General features: G+C 27.3%; 14 protein-coding genes. 12 read left to right on the top strand and 2 right to left on the bottom strand.

Features of this window, described 5'->3' with window-relative positions; all coding sequences use genetic code 11:
• Positions 1-8: 8 nt before the first annotated feature.
• The 10 genes from metA to J2Z24_RS12575 all read left to right on the top strand — a co-directional run bounded on the left by metA (position 9) and on the right by J2Z24_RS12575 (position 12937).
• Positions 9-908, top strand: coding sequence for a homoserine O-acetyltransferase MetA (gene metA / locus J2Z24_RS12530; RefSeq protein WP_035145668.1), 900 nt, complete (start codon positions 9-11; stop codon positions 906-908).
• Between the two features lie 573 nt (positions 909-1481).
• The gene (locus J2Z24_RS12535) at positions 1482-2192 is read left to right on the top strand and encodes an endonuclease V (RefSeq protein ID WP_035145670.1); all 711 of its coding nucleotides are present in this window, start codon (positions 1482-1484) and stop codon (positions 2190-2192) included.
• 214 nt (positions 2193-2406) lie between these two features.
• Positions 2407-2544, top strand: a complete 138-nt coding sequence (locus J2Z24_RS12540) for a DUF4291 family protein (protein ID WP_206538599.1) — start codon at positions 2407-2409, stop codon at positions 2542-2544.
• A 132-nt stretch (positions 2545-2676) separates the two neighbouring features.
• Positions 2677-3840 (top strand): glycosyltransferase, encoded by a 1164-nt coding sequence (locus J2Z24_RS12545; protein ID WP_035145782.1) that lies wholly within the window; start codon positions 2677-2679, stop codon positions 3838-3840.
• 128 nt (positions 3841-3968) lie between these two features.
• Positions 3969-6314, top strand: coding sequence for a cation-translocating P-type ATPase (locus J2Z24_RS12550; RefSeq protein WP_035145671.1), 2346 nt, complete (start codon positions 3969-3971; stop codon positions 6312-6314).
• A gap of 212 nt (positions 6315-6526) precedes the next feature.
• Positions 6527-8239: a methyl-accepting chemotaxis protein gene (locus tag J2Z24_RS12555; protein WP_035145672.1), complete on the top strand. Its 1713-nt coding sequence runs from the start codon at positions 6527-6529 to the stop codon at positions 8237-8239.
• Positions 8240-8391: 152 nt separating this feature from the next.
• Complete coding sequence (locus J2Z24_RS12560) at positions 8392-8847, top strand: DUF134 domain-containing protein (RefSeq protein ID WP_035145675.1); 456 nt, start codon at positions 8392-8394, stop codon at positions 8845-8847.
• A gap of 146 nt (positions 8848-8993) precedes the next feature.
• Positions 8994-9383, top strand: coding sequence for a response regulator (locus J2Z24_RS12565; RefSeq protein WP_035145677.1), 390 nt, complete (start codon positions 8994-8996; stop codon positions 9381-9383).
• A gap of 503 nt (positions 9384-9886) precedes the next feature.
• Positions 9887-11182, top strand: coding sequence for a putative bifunctional diguanylate cyclase/phosphodiesterase (locus J2Z24_RS12570; RefSeq protein ID WP_035145678.1), 1296 nt, complete (start codon positions 9887-9889; stop codon positions 11180-11182).
• A 39-nt stretch (positions 11183-11221) separates the two neighbouring features.
• Positions 11222-12937: a methyl-accepting chemotaxis protein gene (locus J2Z24_RS12575; protein ID WP_035145680.1), complete on the top strand. Its 1716-nt coding sequence runs from the start codon at positions 11222-11224 to the stop codon at positions 12935-12937.
• A gap of 115 nt (positions 12938-13052) precedes the next feature.
• Here the strand turns inward: J2Z24_RS12575 and J2Z24_RS12580 are convergent, their stop codons facing one another.
• Positions 13053-13652: a tyrosine-type recombinase/integrase gene (locus J2Z24_RS12580; protein ID WP_035145682.1), complete on the bottom strand. Its 600-nt coding sequence runs from the start codon at positions 13650-13652 to the stop codon at positions 13053-13055.
• Positions 13653-13812: 160 nt separating this feature from the next.
• Positions 13813-15345: a hypothetical protein gene (locus J2Z24_RS12585; RefSeq protein WP_035145684.1), complete on the bottom strand. Its 1533-nt coding sequence runs from the start codon at positions 15343-15345 to the stop codon at positions 13813-13815.
• 439 nt (positions 15346-15784) lie between these two features.
• Between J2Z24_RS12585 and J2Z24_RS12590 the strand changes: the two genes are divergently transcribed.
• Together J2Z24_RS12590 and J2Z24_RS12595 are read left to right on the top strand one after the other, a co-directional pair.
• Positions 15785-16126: an ArsR/SmtB family transcription factor gene (locus J2Z24_RS12590; RefSeq protein WP_035145686.1), complete on the top strand. Its 342-nt coding sequence runs from the start codon at positions 15785-15787 to the stop codon at positions 16124-16126.
• A 20-nt stretch (positions 16127-16146) separates the two neighbouring features.
• Positions 16147-17163 (top strand): permease, encoded by a 1017-nt coding sequence (locus J2Z24_RS12595; RefSeq protein WP_035145687.1) that lies wholly within the window; start codon positions 16147-16149, stop codon positions 17161-17163.
• Positions 17164-17166: the final 3 nt, after the last annotated feature.

Genomic DNA, 17166 nt, shown 5'->3' on the forward strand with positions numbered 1-17166 from the left:
AAGCTAATATGCCAATTATAATACCAGAAACTCTTCCTGCATCGAAGATTCTTACAGAGGAAAATGTATTTGTAATGCATGAGGATAGGGCATTACATCAAGATATTAGACCTTTAAAAATAGCAATATTGAATTTGATGCCAACTAAAATTCAAACAGAAACTCAGCTTTTAAGGCTTTTGAGTAATATTCCTATTCAGGTGGATATAAAGCTTTTACGCATAGAGGAACATAAATCTAAAAATACATCACAGGAACATTTAGAGAGATTTTACTATTCATTTAAAGAGGTTGAAGACGAAAAGTTCGATGGAATGATAATAACAGGAGCTCCTATTGAACATTTAAATTTTCAGGATGTAGATTATTGGAATGAATTAAAAGAAATTATGGACTTTACAAAAAAGAACGTAACATCAACTATTCATATATGTTGGGCTGCACAAGCAGGACTTTATCACCATTTTCGCATTCCAAAGTATCCTCTTGATAAAAAGATATTTGGAGTTTTTAATCATAAAGTTTTAGATAAAAAAGTCAAACTTTTAAGAGGTTTTGATAATGAATTTTATGTACCACATTCAAGACATACCCAAATTTTAAGAAGAGATATAGAAAGGGTTAAGGACCTTAAAGTTTTAGCTGAATCAGATGAAGCAGGGATATATATAGTAATTTCAAAAGATGAAAGGCAAATATTTATAACTGGACATCCAGAATATGATCCACTAACTTTAAAGCTAGAATATGAAAGAGATATTTTAAAAGGGGCTCCAATAGAGGTACCTAAAAATTATTTTTTAAATGATGATCCAGCTAAAGAGGTTATTGTGAAATGGAGAGCACATGCAAACTTATTATTTTCAAATTGGCTAAATTACTATGTATACCAAGAAACACCATATTAATTTTTGATCTATTTTACCAGTAAAGTATATTTTTAAACCTTCGCTTTGCGGAGGTTTTATTTTTGAATGCTTACTTGTGTTTAATGGTTCAAAATAGACAGTTTAAATGTAGCAAAGATTTCTATTATGGAAACGGAATATTTTACTTTATACGTGATAGCTAAGAAAATACAATAAAAGAAGAAATAAATATACATGATTGTATCATTATTAACAAAGATAATAATTAGGGAGATTTTACAATGAATGAATTATACAAACAAGAAATTTTAGAGTTAACAATCTAATATTAAAACTTCAATGGATGATAATTAGCTATCTATTGGAGTTTTTTAATATAAAAAGTTATTTTAAAGAGCTTTACCATGAAAAAATATTAAGATTAATATTGTATAAAAATAATATAATAGAATAAATAGATAAAGGTAGAACTATAATAGACGAATATCAGGTATGAGGACTTGGAATTACATTAGCACATATGGTAATATATGATAAAAATATTGAAATGATTAGAAACTAAAGTATGTAATAATGATTTGGCAAAAAAGTAAAGGATGGTAAGAAGTAATAATGAAAGTAGAATTTATTCATGATTTGAATGTAAACACAGAAGAAGAATTTTTAAAAATCCAAAATGATTTAGCGAAAAGGATTACACTAAAGAATAATTTTAATGTAGATAATATAGAAACTTGTGCAGGTGTTGATCTTGCTTATTGGACAAAGGATAAAGAGGAATATGCTACATGTTGCATAGTAGTTATTGATTATAAAACTAAAGAAATAATAGAAAGAGTATATAGTCATGGAAAAATAAATGAGCCATATATACCTGGATATTTGGCTTTTAGAGAATTACCTTTAATTATTAAAGCTGTAGAAAAGCTAAGGGTAGAGCCAGATATTTTTATGTTTGATGGTAATGGTTATTTGCATTTTAACCATATGGGAAGTGCAACACATGCTTCCTTTTTCTTGAATAAACCAACAATAGGTGTGGCAAAAAGTTATCTTAAAATTAAAGGTATAGATTTTGAAATGCCTAAAGATGAAGCAGGAGCCTATACAGATATAATAATAGATAATGAAGTTTATGGAAGAGTATTAAGAAGTAGAGAAAATACAAAGCCAATATTTATTTCATGTGGAAATTATATCGATTTAGAAACAACTACAGAAATAGTATTAAATTTAATAAATAAAGAGAGTAGAATCCCAATACCAACAAGATTAGCAGATTTAGAAACACATATTGTAAGAGAAAAATTAAGGTGGAAATAAAAAAGAGAATTCAAAAATAAGTATTTTTATGTACTAATTGAAAGATTTAAGGGGTAAGCTTATGTTAAATATAAAGAAATTAAGAAATTTAATTTTAAATTATAATGATGATTGAATCAACTCATTATTTAAAAGCTATGATGATGATAAAATACCACAAGGTAAATTAGAGTCTTGTAAAGGTAATATTAATGAAATTATAGATAATAAGATTTTGGCTCAATTTGATGAGCATACAATTAAAATTTATCAAGCATATAATACTAAAATTGCAGATGAAGCTGTGAGATTAGGTGCATTTGGGCAACAATTTATTACTGATTATGTTAATAATGTAAGTGAACCTATATGATATAACTGATTAAAGTATAAATTTAAGATTTAATTTATGTGGACTTAATAAAATTTTAATATATTAATAAGCTTTTTATAATTTTTATATTGGATAATGGAGACAAATAAAAATTTGGGAGAGGGAATTAATATGAAAATTTTATTAACAAGTGATATATATTTACCATCAGTAAATGGAGTTGTAACATCAATAAGAATTTTATATAAAGAACTTAAAAAAAGAGGAAATGATGTTAAAATATTGACCTTATCACCAAATGGACAAGAGTATATAAGTGAAGATGTTTATTATCTGAAATCTTTTGATTTAAAATTATACCCAGGAATTAAAGGAAGTTTGTCATTTAAAAGCAGTTTTTTACAAGAGTTAATTTCATGGGAGCCAGATGTTATACATTCTCATACAGAGTTTATAACTATGCATTATGCAAATAAAATAAGTAAATTATTAAAAATACCTCATTTTCATACATATCATACTATGTATGAAGATTATGTAGGATACATTATGAAAGAAATGAATTTAAGTAAAAAAGCAGCAGCCTTAGCATCAAAATTTGCAGTTAGACATGTAGATAAAATAATAGCACCTACAGTAAAAGTAGAAAATGCTTTAAAAAGCTATGGAGTAAAACAACCTATAAGTGTAATACCAACAGGTATAGACCTACAAAAATTTAATTTAGAATTTACACAATACGAGAAAACTCAATTTAAAAAGCAGTTAGGAATTAAAGAAAATGAAAAGATATTATTGTATTTAGGGAGAATAGGAAAAGAGAAAAATATAGAAGAAATAATGGAAAATTTTAGCTTAAGTAGTGAAGATAAAAAATTATTGATAGTAGGTGGAGGACCATATTTGGATAATTTAAAGATAAAAGTTAAAGAACTTTCTTTAGAAAATAAAGTTATATTTACTGGTATGATTGCTCCACAACAGGTTGTAAAATATTATAAAATAAGTGACGTGTTTTTAACAGCATCTATTAGCGAAACTCAGGGATTAACATATTTAGAGGCATTAGCAAGCGGAACTCCTGTTATATGTAGAAAAGACGATTCAAATGAAGGATTAATTAAGGATAACTTTAATGGATTTAGATATGATAATACAGATAGTTATTTAAAGGCATTAGATAAGGTACTAAAGGAAAATGGCAAATTTAGACAAAATGCAATTAAAAGCATATTTAATTATTCAAAAGATATATATGGAGAAAGAGTTAATAAATTATATGAAATAGGATTTAATCAAGTAAGATATCAAGCACCAATAGTCAGCCATATGTAGTGAGAATAAGCGGCCAGGTACTTAGGTCTAAGTGCCTGGCATAGCTGCGTTCATTTTATTTTATAAATAGTTTGGTTTAATTTAATAGAAATAGCTTATACTTATAATATTAGGTGGTGAAATATTGGATGAAGGATAAAGATGATATAATAAAAGGACTTAGTAAAAGAGAAGTATTAGATAGAATAGAACAAGGAAAAGTTAATATTATTCCTAAAGCTCCATCGCGTACCCTTGGACAAATAATAAGAGCAAATTTATTTACAAATTATAATGCATTAAATGCTGTTTTAGCTATAGCAGTACTTATAGCAGGATCTCCTAAAAATGCTATTTTTGCTGGAGTAATAATAAGTAATACTATAATAGGAATCTTTCAAGAAATTCGTGCCAAGCGTATATTAGAAAGATTATCACTCATAAATGAAAATAGAGTAGATGTAATAAGAGATAACAAGGTTGTTAACATAAATATAGAAGAAATTGTTATAGATGATATTATTATATTAGATACAGGAGATCAAATATTAGTAGATTGTGAGATATTTAATGAGGATGAAATAGAAGTAGATGAATCATTGATTACAGGAGAATCAGATTCTATTTTAAAAAGACAGGGAGATAAACTTTTATCAGGAAGTTTTATTACTTCAGGAAAGGCTTATGCAAAAGTTATAAATGTAGGAAAAGATACCTATGCAGCAAAGTTAGCTGAAGAAGCTAAGAAATTTAAACTTATAAACTCTGAGCTTCAAATATCTATAAATAAAATATTTAGAATAATAATATGGCTAGTAATACCTATAGGTTCATTGTTGATTTTTACACAGATAGTTTATTCTAATAGAAGTTGGCAGGAAGCATTAATAGCATCTGTAACGGGTATAGTGGGTATGGTGCCAGAAGGACTGGTTCTTTTAACTAGTGCTACTTTTGTAGTATCAGTTATAAGACTTTCCAAATGGGATACCCTTATTCAAGAATTACCTGCCACAGAAGTTTTAGCTAGAGTGGATGTACTATGCTTAGATAAAACAGGAACTATAACTAAAGGAGATTTAAGATTAAGTGATGTAGTTCCTTTTAAAGATAAAGATATAAAAAAGATAGATAAAATTCTGTCAGCAATAGTTCATAGTTTTGGAAGTGATAATGGAACACAAAAAGCTTTGTTAGAAAAATATAATGATAATCCAAATTTAAAAGTTAAAAATAAGATTCCATTTTCATCTAAGAGAAAGTGGTCAGCAGTCCAATTTGAAGAGGAAGGGTCTTGGATTTTAGGAGCTCCTGAAATGATATTAAAGAATAGATATAGAGAAATATCTAATGAAGTTGAAAATGCAGCTAAGGAAGGAAAAAGAGTTTTATTATTAGCTAAATTTAATGGACAAAATTTTGATGAAGAATTAAATGGAAATGTTGAAATAGCAGCATTAATATTTATTGAAGATATTATAAGAGAAAATGCTGAAGAAATTATTAATTATTTTAATAAAGAAGATGTAACATTAAAAATAATATCAGGAGATAATCCAGTAACTGTATCATCTATAGCAAAGAGAGTTGGAATTAAAAATGCTGAAAATTACATAGATGCTACAAACTTACCAAAGGATGAGAAAAGTTTAAGAGAAATTGTAGAAAACACTTGTGTTTTTGGAAGAGTTTCTCCTCATCAAAAAAAGGATATAATAAAGTGCCTTAAAAAGAATAATCATACAGTGGCAATGACAGGAGATGGGGTAAATGATGTATTGGCTTTAAAAGAATCTGACTGTGGAATTGCTATGGCTAGTGGTTCAGATGCTACAAAAGCGGTGGCACAACTTGTTTTATTAAATTCAGATTTTGCAGCTTTACCTCATGTAGTTTTAGAAGGAAGAAGACTTATAAATAATTTAGAGAAAGTTTCTGAGTTATTTTTATCTAAAACCGTATATTTTATAATTCTTTCTATAATATTTGGATTGCTATTAGTACCATTTCCTATTATACCCATACAGCTAACATTGGTGGGTACATTAACCATAGGAATTCCTTCATTCTTTTTAGCGCTATCTCCTAATACGGATATAATAGAAAGCAATTTTTTAAAAAAGGTATTACAGGTTTCTATTCCTAATGGAGCATTAATAGGAATAAGCACTACTATAATATTTTTATTTGGTTATTATAGAAATTTACCTTTAGAACAGTGTCGTACTTTAGCTCTAATTATTTTTGGAGGATTAAGCTTATTTGTATTACTTAAAGTGTCTACCCCATTAAATCTTTATAGATTTTCTGTTGTAATTTCTATGGTAATATTGTTCATATTAAGTTTTACATTACCTTTTACAAGAAATTTATTTGTTATTAGATTTTTTAAATCTTATTGTGTGGCACCACTAATACTAATATGTTTAATGGCTATATTAGGTATAATTTCATTACCTAAAATTATAAAGAGGATTTTAAGAAAATTTTTATAATAATTTAAAAGTTAAGCTATAGTTCCTGAATGTATAATGATACATTTCAGGGCTTTTTTATTTAAATAGAATCACATTAATGTAATATTAAGTAATAATTTTTGGCAACATGTAGTTAAAGTTATTAAAAATAATGACGATATAATATAAAAAACAGACAATAGTGTCGAAAGAAATACTATTATTACTACAAAGGTGAAGGGGCGAGGAAAATGAAAGGATTAAGTATTAAGAATAAGCTAATATTTACATTTATATTTCTAATTATGGTAATAATTTCAATTGGGACGTATTCAATAAAATCTCTTAAAAATGTAAATGATAGTTCAAATGAAATAGTACAATCTAATATTTTTGGAATTCAAAGCTCAGGTAATATCAATACCATGGTATCAGATTTTAAAATTTTAGAGTTTGAGCATATTATAACAGCATCTAACGAAAGTATGAATGAAATAGAAAAATTAATGGAAGAAAAAGATAAGCAAATCAATGATGAATTAAATAAATATGAAAAAACTATTATTAATGATGATGATAGACAAATCTACAATTCAGTAAAAGATAAATGGAATAATTATTTAGGAACTCATAAAAAAGTTATAGAAATAAGTAAACAATTAAAAACTAAAGATGCCATAAATCTAATGAATAGTGAAGGAAAAAAGGCTTTTGATTTAGTCAGTAGTGAAGTGATAAAATTAGTTGAATACAACCAGGAAGATGCAGTAGCTACATCTAAAGATGCTAATATGCAATATGAAAAAACTAGAAATGCTCTTATAATAATTGTTGTAGTAGTAACTTTATTATCTATAGTAATTGCATTTATAATAATATTAAGTATAATAAGGCCTATAAGTATATTAAATAAAGAGCTAGAAATGTTATCTAGCAAGGGAGGAGATTTAACTGAAGAAATTAAAGTCTCTTCTAAGGATGAAATGGGGATGCTGGCTAGAGCTATAAATAAATTTTTAGCTAATCTAAGATCTATAATTATTGAAGTAAATGAGAACACGGCTAATACTGTACAAACAGTGAAAATTATTGGTGAAAATATGGCAAATCTAAATATACAAATAGAAGATGTATTTTCTACTACAGAAGAGTTAGCAGCTGGTATGGAAGAAACAGCTGCATCAACAGAAGAAATGAATGCAACAGCTAATGAAATGACATTAGTTATTGATTCTGTGGCTAATAAAGCTAAAGAGGGAGAAACTTCATCCAAAGAAATAAATAATAGAGCTAAAACTTTGAAAAATAATGCATTAAGTTCACAAAAAGATGCTATTGCAATTTATGTTAATGCAAAGGATAAGCTAGAAAAGGCTATTGAAGATTCAAAGATAGTAGAACAAATAAATGTACTTTCAGATACTATACTTAATATATCTTCTCAAACTAACTTATTAGCTCTTAATGCAGCTATTGAAGCTGCAAGAGCAGGAGAAGCTGGAAAAGGTTTTTCTGTAGTTGCTGATGAAATAAGAAAATTAGCAGAACAATCTAATACTACGGTTGCAGAGATACAGAAAGTTACAGGAACTGTAATACAAGCTGTTTGTAATTTAACAGATGGTTCAACAGAAGTTCTGCAATTTATAGATACACAAGTTGTGAAGGATTATAATACATTAGTTGAAACAGGAGATGAATACAGTAAGGATGCTAATTTTATAAATTCTTTAGTAACTGACTTTAGTATAAGATCACAAGAAATAGCGGAATCAATTGAATATATTGTAAAAACAATAGATGGAATAACAGAAGCGGCTACAGAGGGGGCGCAAGGTACAACAAATATTACAGAAAGACTTACAGAAGTAGTGCAAAAATCAAATCAGGTAATAAATGAAATAGATACAGCTAAAGAGAAATCTCAGAAGCTTTTAAGTATTTTATCTAAATTTAAAGTTTAAATAAAATACAACTTATGTATGAGAGTTAAATATCTAAATGGTATTTAGCTCTCATTTTGAATATTACAAATATAATAGTATAATGGTCTGAAATATATAATTATGTTATTATGTTTAATGGGTTATGTTAAAATATGCAGGGAGGAATTAAAATGCCTAGACCAACAAAATTTAGAAGAGTTGAATTTTTCCCAGAAGAAAATTATTTTATACCTTGGGGAAAACCGAAATGTGAAATAGAGGAAATGGTTTTAAAAGTAGAAGAGCTTGAGGCTATGAGATTAAAAGATATTTTAGAATTAAACCAGGAAGAATGTGCACAAAAGATGCAGGTATCAAGGCAAACTTTTCAAAATATTATAGATAGTGCAAGAAAAAAGGTGGCTATGGCTTTAACAGAGGGAAAAGCTATTAAAATCAGTGGAGGACATTATACAACAAAATTATGTAAATTTAAATGTTTAGATTGTGGAACCATTTATGAAATAAATTACGAGCAGAATAGATATATATGTCCAAACTGCGGTTCAGAAAAAGTTATGTGTAGCAAGAAAGCTGAATTTTGTAGAAAATGGTGTAAAGGAAATAATTCTTATATAAATAAATAATATTTATATGAAAAGTATGGTATAATTTAACTTATAATGTACTATACTTTTGGAATAATATACGATATATTTATTAAGAATTTAAATTTATGGTTATAATTAATGTTTTATGTGGTGTAACTAATAAATGAAGGGGAGAATGAATTATGAGTGGAGAACAAAAAAATATATTAATCATTGATGATTCAGCAAGCATTAGAAAATTTATAAGGATGCTTTTAGAAGAGTCAAATTATAAAGTATATGAGGCTTCTAATGGGGAAGAAGGAATTGAAGTATTTAAAAAAAATAGTAATATAGATTTAATAATTACTGATATATATATGCCTAAAAAAACTGGAATAGAAGTATTAATAGAATTAGAAAAGGGATATAAAGGTATAAAGATTATTGTTCTTTCCGATGGAGGTAAAGAAAATTTTAATAATGAACTTGGAATATGCGAATCCTTGGGAGCTATGTATTTTATGAAAAAGGATGATGTTAAACAAAAATTGCTTCCTTTAATAAATGAAGTGTTGTTAGAGAATAAATAAAGAAAAAGTAATGTTATAGGATATTACTGTAAAATATGGCTTTCACTCCTTAATGAGTGGAAGCTTTTTGTATTGTTAATATTTATTGTTATCATATAAAGTAAATTACAATAAGTAGAATAATAACCAAGAATTAATATGCTGTTTTATAAGCTAAATGCAAATTATATCCAAATAAAATGTTTTATATTTTAAATTATTGAAAAAATTTACTAATAATCATACAAAATAAATATTTTGTATACATTTTAAGAGAAAAATTCTAATATAATAACAAATAATTTAATATTATATGCGTTTTTATGTAAAAATATGATATTAAATGCAAATATCATACAATATTCTGGTAAAAAAATTGACTTTTTTCTATGTTTTGGTATAATAATCATACAAAATATTTATTTTGCCTAATAGTAAATTACTTTAATGAAATGAATTAATTTCCTATTGAAGTTAAAAATTACTTAATAAAATATGTTTTAAAATAATATGGGAGGAAATGTATGGGAATTATATATGATAATTATGAACTTGATATATTGTCAAATTTTTATAATGTAGATTATTCTTTAGAGAATTTTAAAAATCTATTTTATAAAAGTTTGTATGGATATAATAGTCTTTCCATAATACCTGTACGTATTTCTAGCTTGAAACATTATAATTATGTATTGGGATATGAATATGGGGATATGATATTGAAGGTTGTCATGGAAAGAATACGGCATATAATTAAAGGGTATGGACATGTACATAAATTTGGTGGAGATACCTTATTAATTATTTTACATGAAAAATGCAAAGATAAAGTAACTCATATAATTGAAAAAATAATAAATGATTTTAATGAATTAGTGAAAATTAAAGAGAAAAAGATAAGAATTTTTTTTAATATAGGAATAGTTAGATATCCTGAAGATTCTAAAGAAATCAATACTATTTTTAAATACACAGAAGTTGTATTAGATTATATTAAAAAAAATTATGAAAATAAATATGAATTTTTTAATAAAAAAATGATTGAAAGCTATAGTAAAAAGTGGGAATACGAAAAAGACATATTAACTGCCTTGGATAGTGGACAGTTTGAGATATATTACCAATCAATAGTTGACATTTCTAAAAATAGCATATGTAGTTTTGAGGCACTTTTAAGATGGAATCATCCAAGACGTGGAATTCTAAATCCATTAGAATTTATAGATATACTAGAGTCCAATGGACTAATTATAGATGTTGGAAAATTTGTTTTTAGAGAAGTATGCAATGAGATAAAAAATATAAATAAATTAGCTAATAGAGATATAAGTATATGTATAAATATATCTGAGAAACAATTATCAGACAAAACATTTTTAGATTTTATAGATGAAACTTTAAAAGAAACAGGAGTTGAAGGAAAATATATAAAATTTGAAATAACAGAAAGATGTATGGTTAAATCTACAGAGAAAATATTGAATATTCTTAAACAATTAAAAAATAGAGAAATTGGAATAATAATTGATGATTTTGGAACAAAGTATTCTTCCTTAAATTATTTATGTGATTTCCCTATAAGTGGATTAAAAATAGATAAATCTTTTATTAATAAGATTTCAAACTCTTATAAAGAATTTATTGTAATAAAAAATGTTGTTCAATTATCAAAGGAACTGGGAATTGAAGTAGTTGCAGAGGGAGTAGAAAGCAAAAGACAACTAGAAATTTTAAAAAATATTCATTGTAATAAAATTCAGGGATTTATTTTTTCTAAACCATTTCCAAGAAAAGAGTTTTATAAGATACAGTTTAACTAAGATGAATTTCTATATATGGAAAATAAAGGGGGAGTATATATGAAGTTTTTTAATAATTTAAGGATAACTTTTAAATTGGCACTAAGTTTTCTAATAGTTGGTTTGTTAATGATTTTTATTAGCACATTAGGTATGTCAAATATGAATAAAATTAATAGAGGGGCAGATAGTCTATATTATGATAATATAGTAGGAATAGATTCAATAAATGATATAGATAAAAATTTAATAGCTACTTATTTAGATACGCAATTGATGACAAAAGAAGAGTATAGTGGAAGAAAAAATGAATTAAAAGATGAAATTGATAAACTATCAAAAGAATATCACAGGATAATGGAAGTATATAAGAATGCTATTACAAAAGATGAAGATAGTAAACTTTTTAGTGAGTTTGAAGTAAAATTAAAAGAGTATGAAAACATTAGAAATTCTTACATAAGTTTAATAATGCAAAACAAAACAGTTGAAGCTAAAGAAAAATTTAAAGAATTTACTAATATGCGAAGTAACATTAGTGATATGTTAGATAAATTAATAGAATTAAATAAAACTTGGGCAAAAGATGCTGTTGCCAATAATAAAATAACTTTTAATAATTCACGTAAAGTTACTTTAGCAATAATCATTACTTCATTTATATTATTATCAATATGCTCTGTATTGATAATAAGAGCTATAACAATGCCATTAAAGAAAATAAAGGATTTTTCTGATAGATTATCAGAATATAATTTTTCAGAGGAATTAATAATAGATGTAAAAGATGAGTTTGGAGAAACCGCTATGGCTTTGAATAGAGCACAGCATAATGTTAATTCTCTTATAAGAAGTGTTATAGATAGTGCACAAGATATGAGTGCATCTAGTGAGGAATTATCGGCAACTGTAGAAGAGTTATCATCAAATTTTGAAACTATAAATATATCTACATCAGAGATTAACTCAGTAGTACACAATACAAGTACAACAGCTGAAGAGGTATCAGCTTCGGTACAGGAAATAGATTCAAGTATTTCTGTATTGTCCAATAAAGCAGTAGATGGAAGTAGTAATTCATTAAAGATAAAAGAAAGAGCGGCATATATTAAAAGAGATAGTAAAGAATTAGTTGGAAATACAACAAAAATTTATAATAATATAGAAAAAGAAATAATAAAAGATATAGAAAAAGGAAAGGTTGTAAATGAAATAAAAGACATGGCCAATATAATAGGAAATATAGCAGAACAAACTAATCTTTTAGCGCTTAATGCAGCAATAGAAGCAGCTAGAGCTGGAGAACAAGGAAAAGGCTTTGCAGTAGTTGCAGAAGAAGTGAGAAAACTTGCAGAGCAATCCTCAGTGGCAGCAGAGAATGTTAAAGTCACTATAGATGAAGTTCAAAAGGCTTTTAATAGTGTATGCAAAAATAGCAATGAGTTGTTAAGATTTATGAACGAAGAAGTAAGCAAGCAGTTTGAGACTTTTGTTAAGGTAGGAGAACAATATGATGAGGATGGAAATTTCTTTAATAATATGTCAGAAGAATTAGCTTCTATGACGGAGGAAATTACCGCCACAATAAATCAAGTAAATGAAGAAGTTAAAAACATGTCACAAATGTCTCAAACTTCATCAGAAAATTTAAAAGGAATAAAAGAAAGTATTAATGAATCAACACAAGCTATGGAAAATGTTGCAGCTACAGCTCAAAATCAGGCAGAGCTTGCTCAAACTCTTAATGAGTTAGTTCAGAAATTTAAGGTGGATTAGAATCACTTATGCAGTAATATACGTAAGCATGGCATAGGATAGTTATAAAAAATAATATAAAGGAAAGTTCTTAGTTTCAAGGAATGCTTAATTTTACCTGAAACTAAGAACTTTTTTATACCATTTCACTTTTTTCTTCAAGTTTTAAATACATTTTTTCTTGTTGCTTTGTAGTAAATTGGAAGTAGATTTCTGTATTAGACACAGATTTATGACCAAGCCACCATTGAAGTTCTTTAATATCCATTTCAGATTCCGCTAGGTGAACAGCAGTAGTGTGTTTAATAGTATGAAAATGATGTTTACTCTTATCAGAAATTTGAGCAAGAACACAGTATTTTTTCATCAAGTGGTCAATGGTTTGTCTAGAAATAGGATTATTTTTTTGACTTTTAAATAGAATAGAAGATTCATCACATACTTTATAATTATTTATATATTTATCTAAAGCAACTTTAGTTTTACGATCAAGTCTAATAGTATTATTGTTACTCCCTTTTAGTCTTTTGCAATAAATCTCTCCTTTAGTTGAATTATAATCTTCTAACCTTATTAAAGCTATCTCAGAAGCTCTTAAACCACATCTATAAGCCACCCTAAATAAAGCTAAATCCCGTATAGAATGACAACTATCACATGAGCTAATAGCATCAAAAAGTTTTATTGCTTCTTGTTGGGTTAAGTATTTTATTTTGGTATCAGAATTTCTTCTCATAAAATGATCTCCTTAGTATTATTATACAAAATAATTGTTTTGTACAATTATTATACCAAAGCAAAATGAATAGTCAACTTATTGTAATATATGCAACATAGTTAGTGTAAAAAGACTGCTGACAAATGATGTTTGCCAACAGTCTAAATGTTTTAATAAATTATTTCATAAAGAAAGTAGAATATATAACCCCTATTGTACCTATGATGCCTAATGCATATACAACCTTAGCAGGCATAGCACCATTATTTTCAACAGCTTTACCAAACATACCAAAAACTAATGGATGAATTAAGAAAGGCATTGCAAATATAAATGCAATCATGTCAGCTGCTTGTGCTCCAAACATACCTCCTTGAACTGCCGCAAAAAGTCCAAAGTGGGAAATAGCTGATGAATTTGCCATAGCAGCATCATTTATCGGCATTCCACTAACGCTAAGTAATAAAAATCCCCCAAATACCGCAACTAATTGCCAACCAAAGGAAAACTGCATTAATCCTTTAACTTCTAAAGCTTCTTCACCTTTAGCATTCCTTAAAGTTTTTAAAGACCATATTGTCAATAAAGCACCAATTACTACAATTGGTAAAGTCCATCCAATTATTAAGGAACCACGAGCCGCACTAGCTGCTAATATAGAGAATACAAATACATGTCCAAAGAAAGGTATGTTGATCATAATAGGAGCCCTAGATGCTGCTTCAGGACCTAAGTCACCAGCGGTACATGCTCCAGTTAAACCAGAGTGAGATAATGATCCAGCCATACCTGGTGCAAGATTACGTACATGGTTAGCTAAACCAAAACCAATAAGTAAAGTTAAGCCACCAAACATCCAAAATAATTGCCCAAAGAGACCGTAAACCATAACAGCTTTCATTTCTGTTAATTTAAATGCTTCAAGAATTCTTGAACCACCTACCATAAAGTTAGCAGCAAGTACAACTGGAACACCAGCAAATAGCAATGCTCTAATTGTTGGTCCAAATTTCCAATTTGAAAATAGCATACCTAAAATAACAGATAAAATCATAGCAAAGAAAATTTGTGGTAAACCAATAAATGGTTTAATCCATTCAGCAATATAAGCTGATGCAATTAAAATTACTATTATACATATAATTTCTAATAAACCTTTTCTAATGTATTGAGACTTATTTTTAATAGTTGCTTTATAGTCAATCAAAATTAAAGCTCCTGATAATCCCAAGTAAGAAATAATTGGATAGAATTTACTAAGGGCATCATCAGATGAAACTCCTAAAATTAAACGTTTAACTCCTTCAATACCTATTAAAATAAAGAAAGATCTAACAAGAAATACAAGTTGTGTACGCTGAGTTCCAAGGATTATTTCCTCTTCTGATGGTACAACTAAATCTTCAATTTCTAATTTTTCATGCATTAATATTTTCTTTAATTCTTGTCCTCCAACAAAGAAGGATACTATTAATGCTGTTACTGTCACTTTACTCATTAAATCAACAATAGGAAATTCAGGTAAACCTGGTGTAGCAACATTACTTTTAACAAGAATTAATCCCATAGCTAATCCAAAGATTACTATAATTAAGATAGGGGAATATCTTGTTCCAGCTACAACAGTACGAGAAATTAAAATAATAGGAATTAGTAATAATAATGTTAGCCAAAACTGATTTAACATTTGTATATTTACGAATTGTTCCATAGGACCTCCTTTAAAATAAAAAATATCAGTGCTTTAGTAAATTTTCGAACTTTTCCTATATGATTTTAGCATACGGTCAAAATTTTGTCTATATATGTTGTAAAAAAATATATATTGTCAATAAAAGTCATATATGGGTGAGGATTAATTATTTTATCCGATGACTGCCCATTCTAATACTCCCATCTTTAAAATGGGAGTAAAGAGTGGCCAGAGCCCTGGATAACGATTTCCCCTAAAGGATAACCACTTCTAAGGAGTAAAATTCCTAAGAATTCTGTTAATAAGCTTCAGAGGGAGTAAAAACTCCCTCTGAAGTTTAGAACTTTGTTTATGTTGACAAAATATAAATATAAGTGTATCATACTTATATACGTATACGAGTATATAAGTATATGTATTGCCATAATAAAAATATTAATAAAGGAAGTGTGAGTTAATGGATAGACTAATGAATTTTTTTAAGATGCTATCTGATGAAACACGTTTAAGAATATTAATTTTACTTTATCATAGAAAATTTTGTGTTTGTCAGATATGTGGCATTATGGAAGAGTCCCAGCCTAAAATTTCTAAGCATCTTGCAAAACTTAGAGATATGGGATTTGTAAAAGATGAAAGACAGGAACAATTTATATTTTATAGTTTAAACATAGAAGAAGGACTTTTTAGTGAAATTATTCAAAATATAGTAAAAAATATAAATGATTATCCAAAAATTAAAAATGATATTGAAAAAATTAAGGAATCAGAAAAATTTCTTCAATCATGTAATAAGTAAATTTAAAGTAGGTGAAATTTATGAGTGTTATAAGTGGAGCTTTTAGATGGTTAAACAATCAATTATTAAAAATGACATGGCTTTCAGATTTAGTAAAAGTAATTATAGAGAAGGTATTTGGATTATCAGTGCAAGATAGATTAGGTGGAAGTGTACATTTTTTTATATATGATACCATAAAGATTTTTATACTTTTATCTGTTCTTATATTTATGATATCTTACATTCAAAGTTATTTTCCACCAGAAAAGACAAAGAAAATTCTTGGAGGAATTAAAGGTATTAAAGGAAATATACTTGGAGCTCTATTAGGCACTGTAACACCATTTTGTAGTTGTTCAAGTATTCCTATTTTTATAGGATTTACATCAGCAGGACTTCCACTAGGGGTTACTTTTTCATTTTTAATATCTTCTCCCCTTGTAGATTTAGGATCACTTTTAATATTAATGTCATTTTTTGGGGCTAAAATTGCAATAGCTTATGTTATTGTAGGATTAGTTCTTGCAGTTATAGGAGGCACAATTATAGACAAGTTAAATATGCATAAATATATTGAAGATTATGTATGGGGAATAGAAAATGTTGATGTAGAATCAGAGAAAATGACTTATAGAGAAAGGATTTCTTATGGAAAAAGTCAGGTTAAGGATATAATACAGAAAGTATGGATATATGTATTAATAGGAGTAGGAATTGGAGCAGCAATTCATAATTGGATTCCACAAAACATCATAGAAAGTGTAGTAGGAGATAATAATCCTTTCGCAGTTTTATTAGCTACAGCAGTTGGCGTACCAATGTATGCTGATATATTTGGAACTATCCCAATAGCAGAAGCTTTATTTGGTAAGGGAGTTGGAATTGGTACAGTACTATCTTTTATGATGGCAGTAACAGCTTTATCACTTCCTTCTATGATTATGTTAAGCAAAGTAATAAAGCCAAAATTATTAGGAATATTTATAGGAATAGTAGCAGTAGGAATAATTATTATAGGCTATGCATTTAATGCATTTTCATATATTTTAATTTAAGTT

It is taken from the genome of Clostridium tetanomorphum, assembly GCF_017873215.1.
GTDB lineage: Bacteria > Bacillota > Clostridia > Clostridiales > Clostridiaceae > Clostridium_AO > Clostridium_AO tetanomorphum.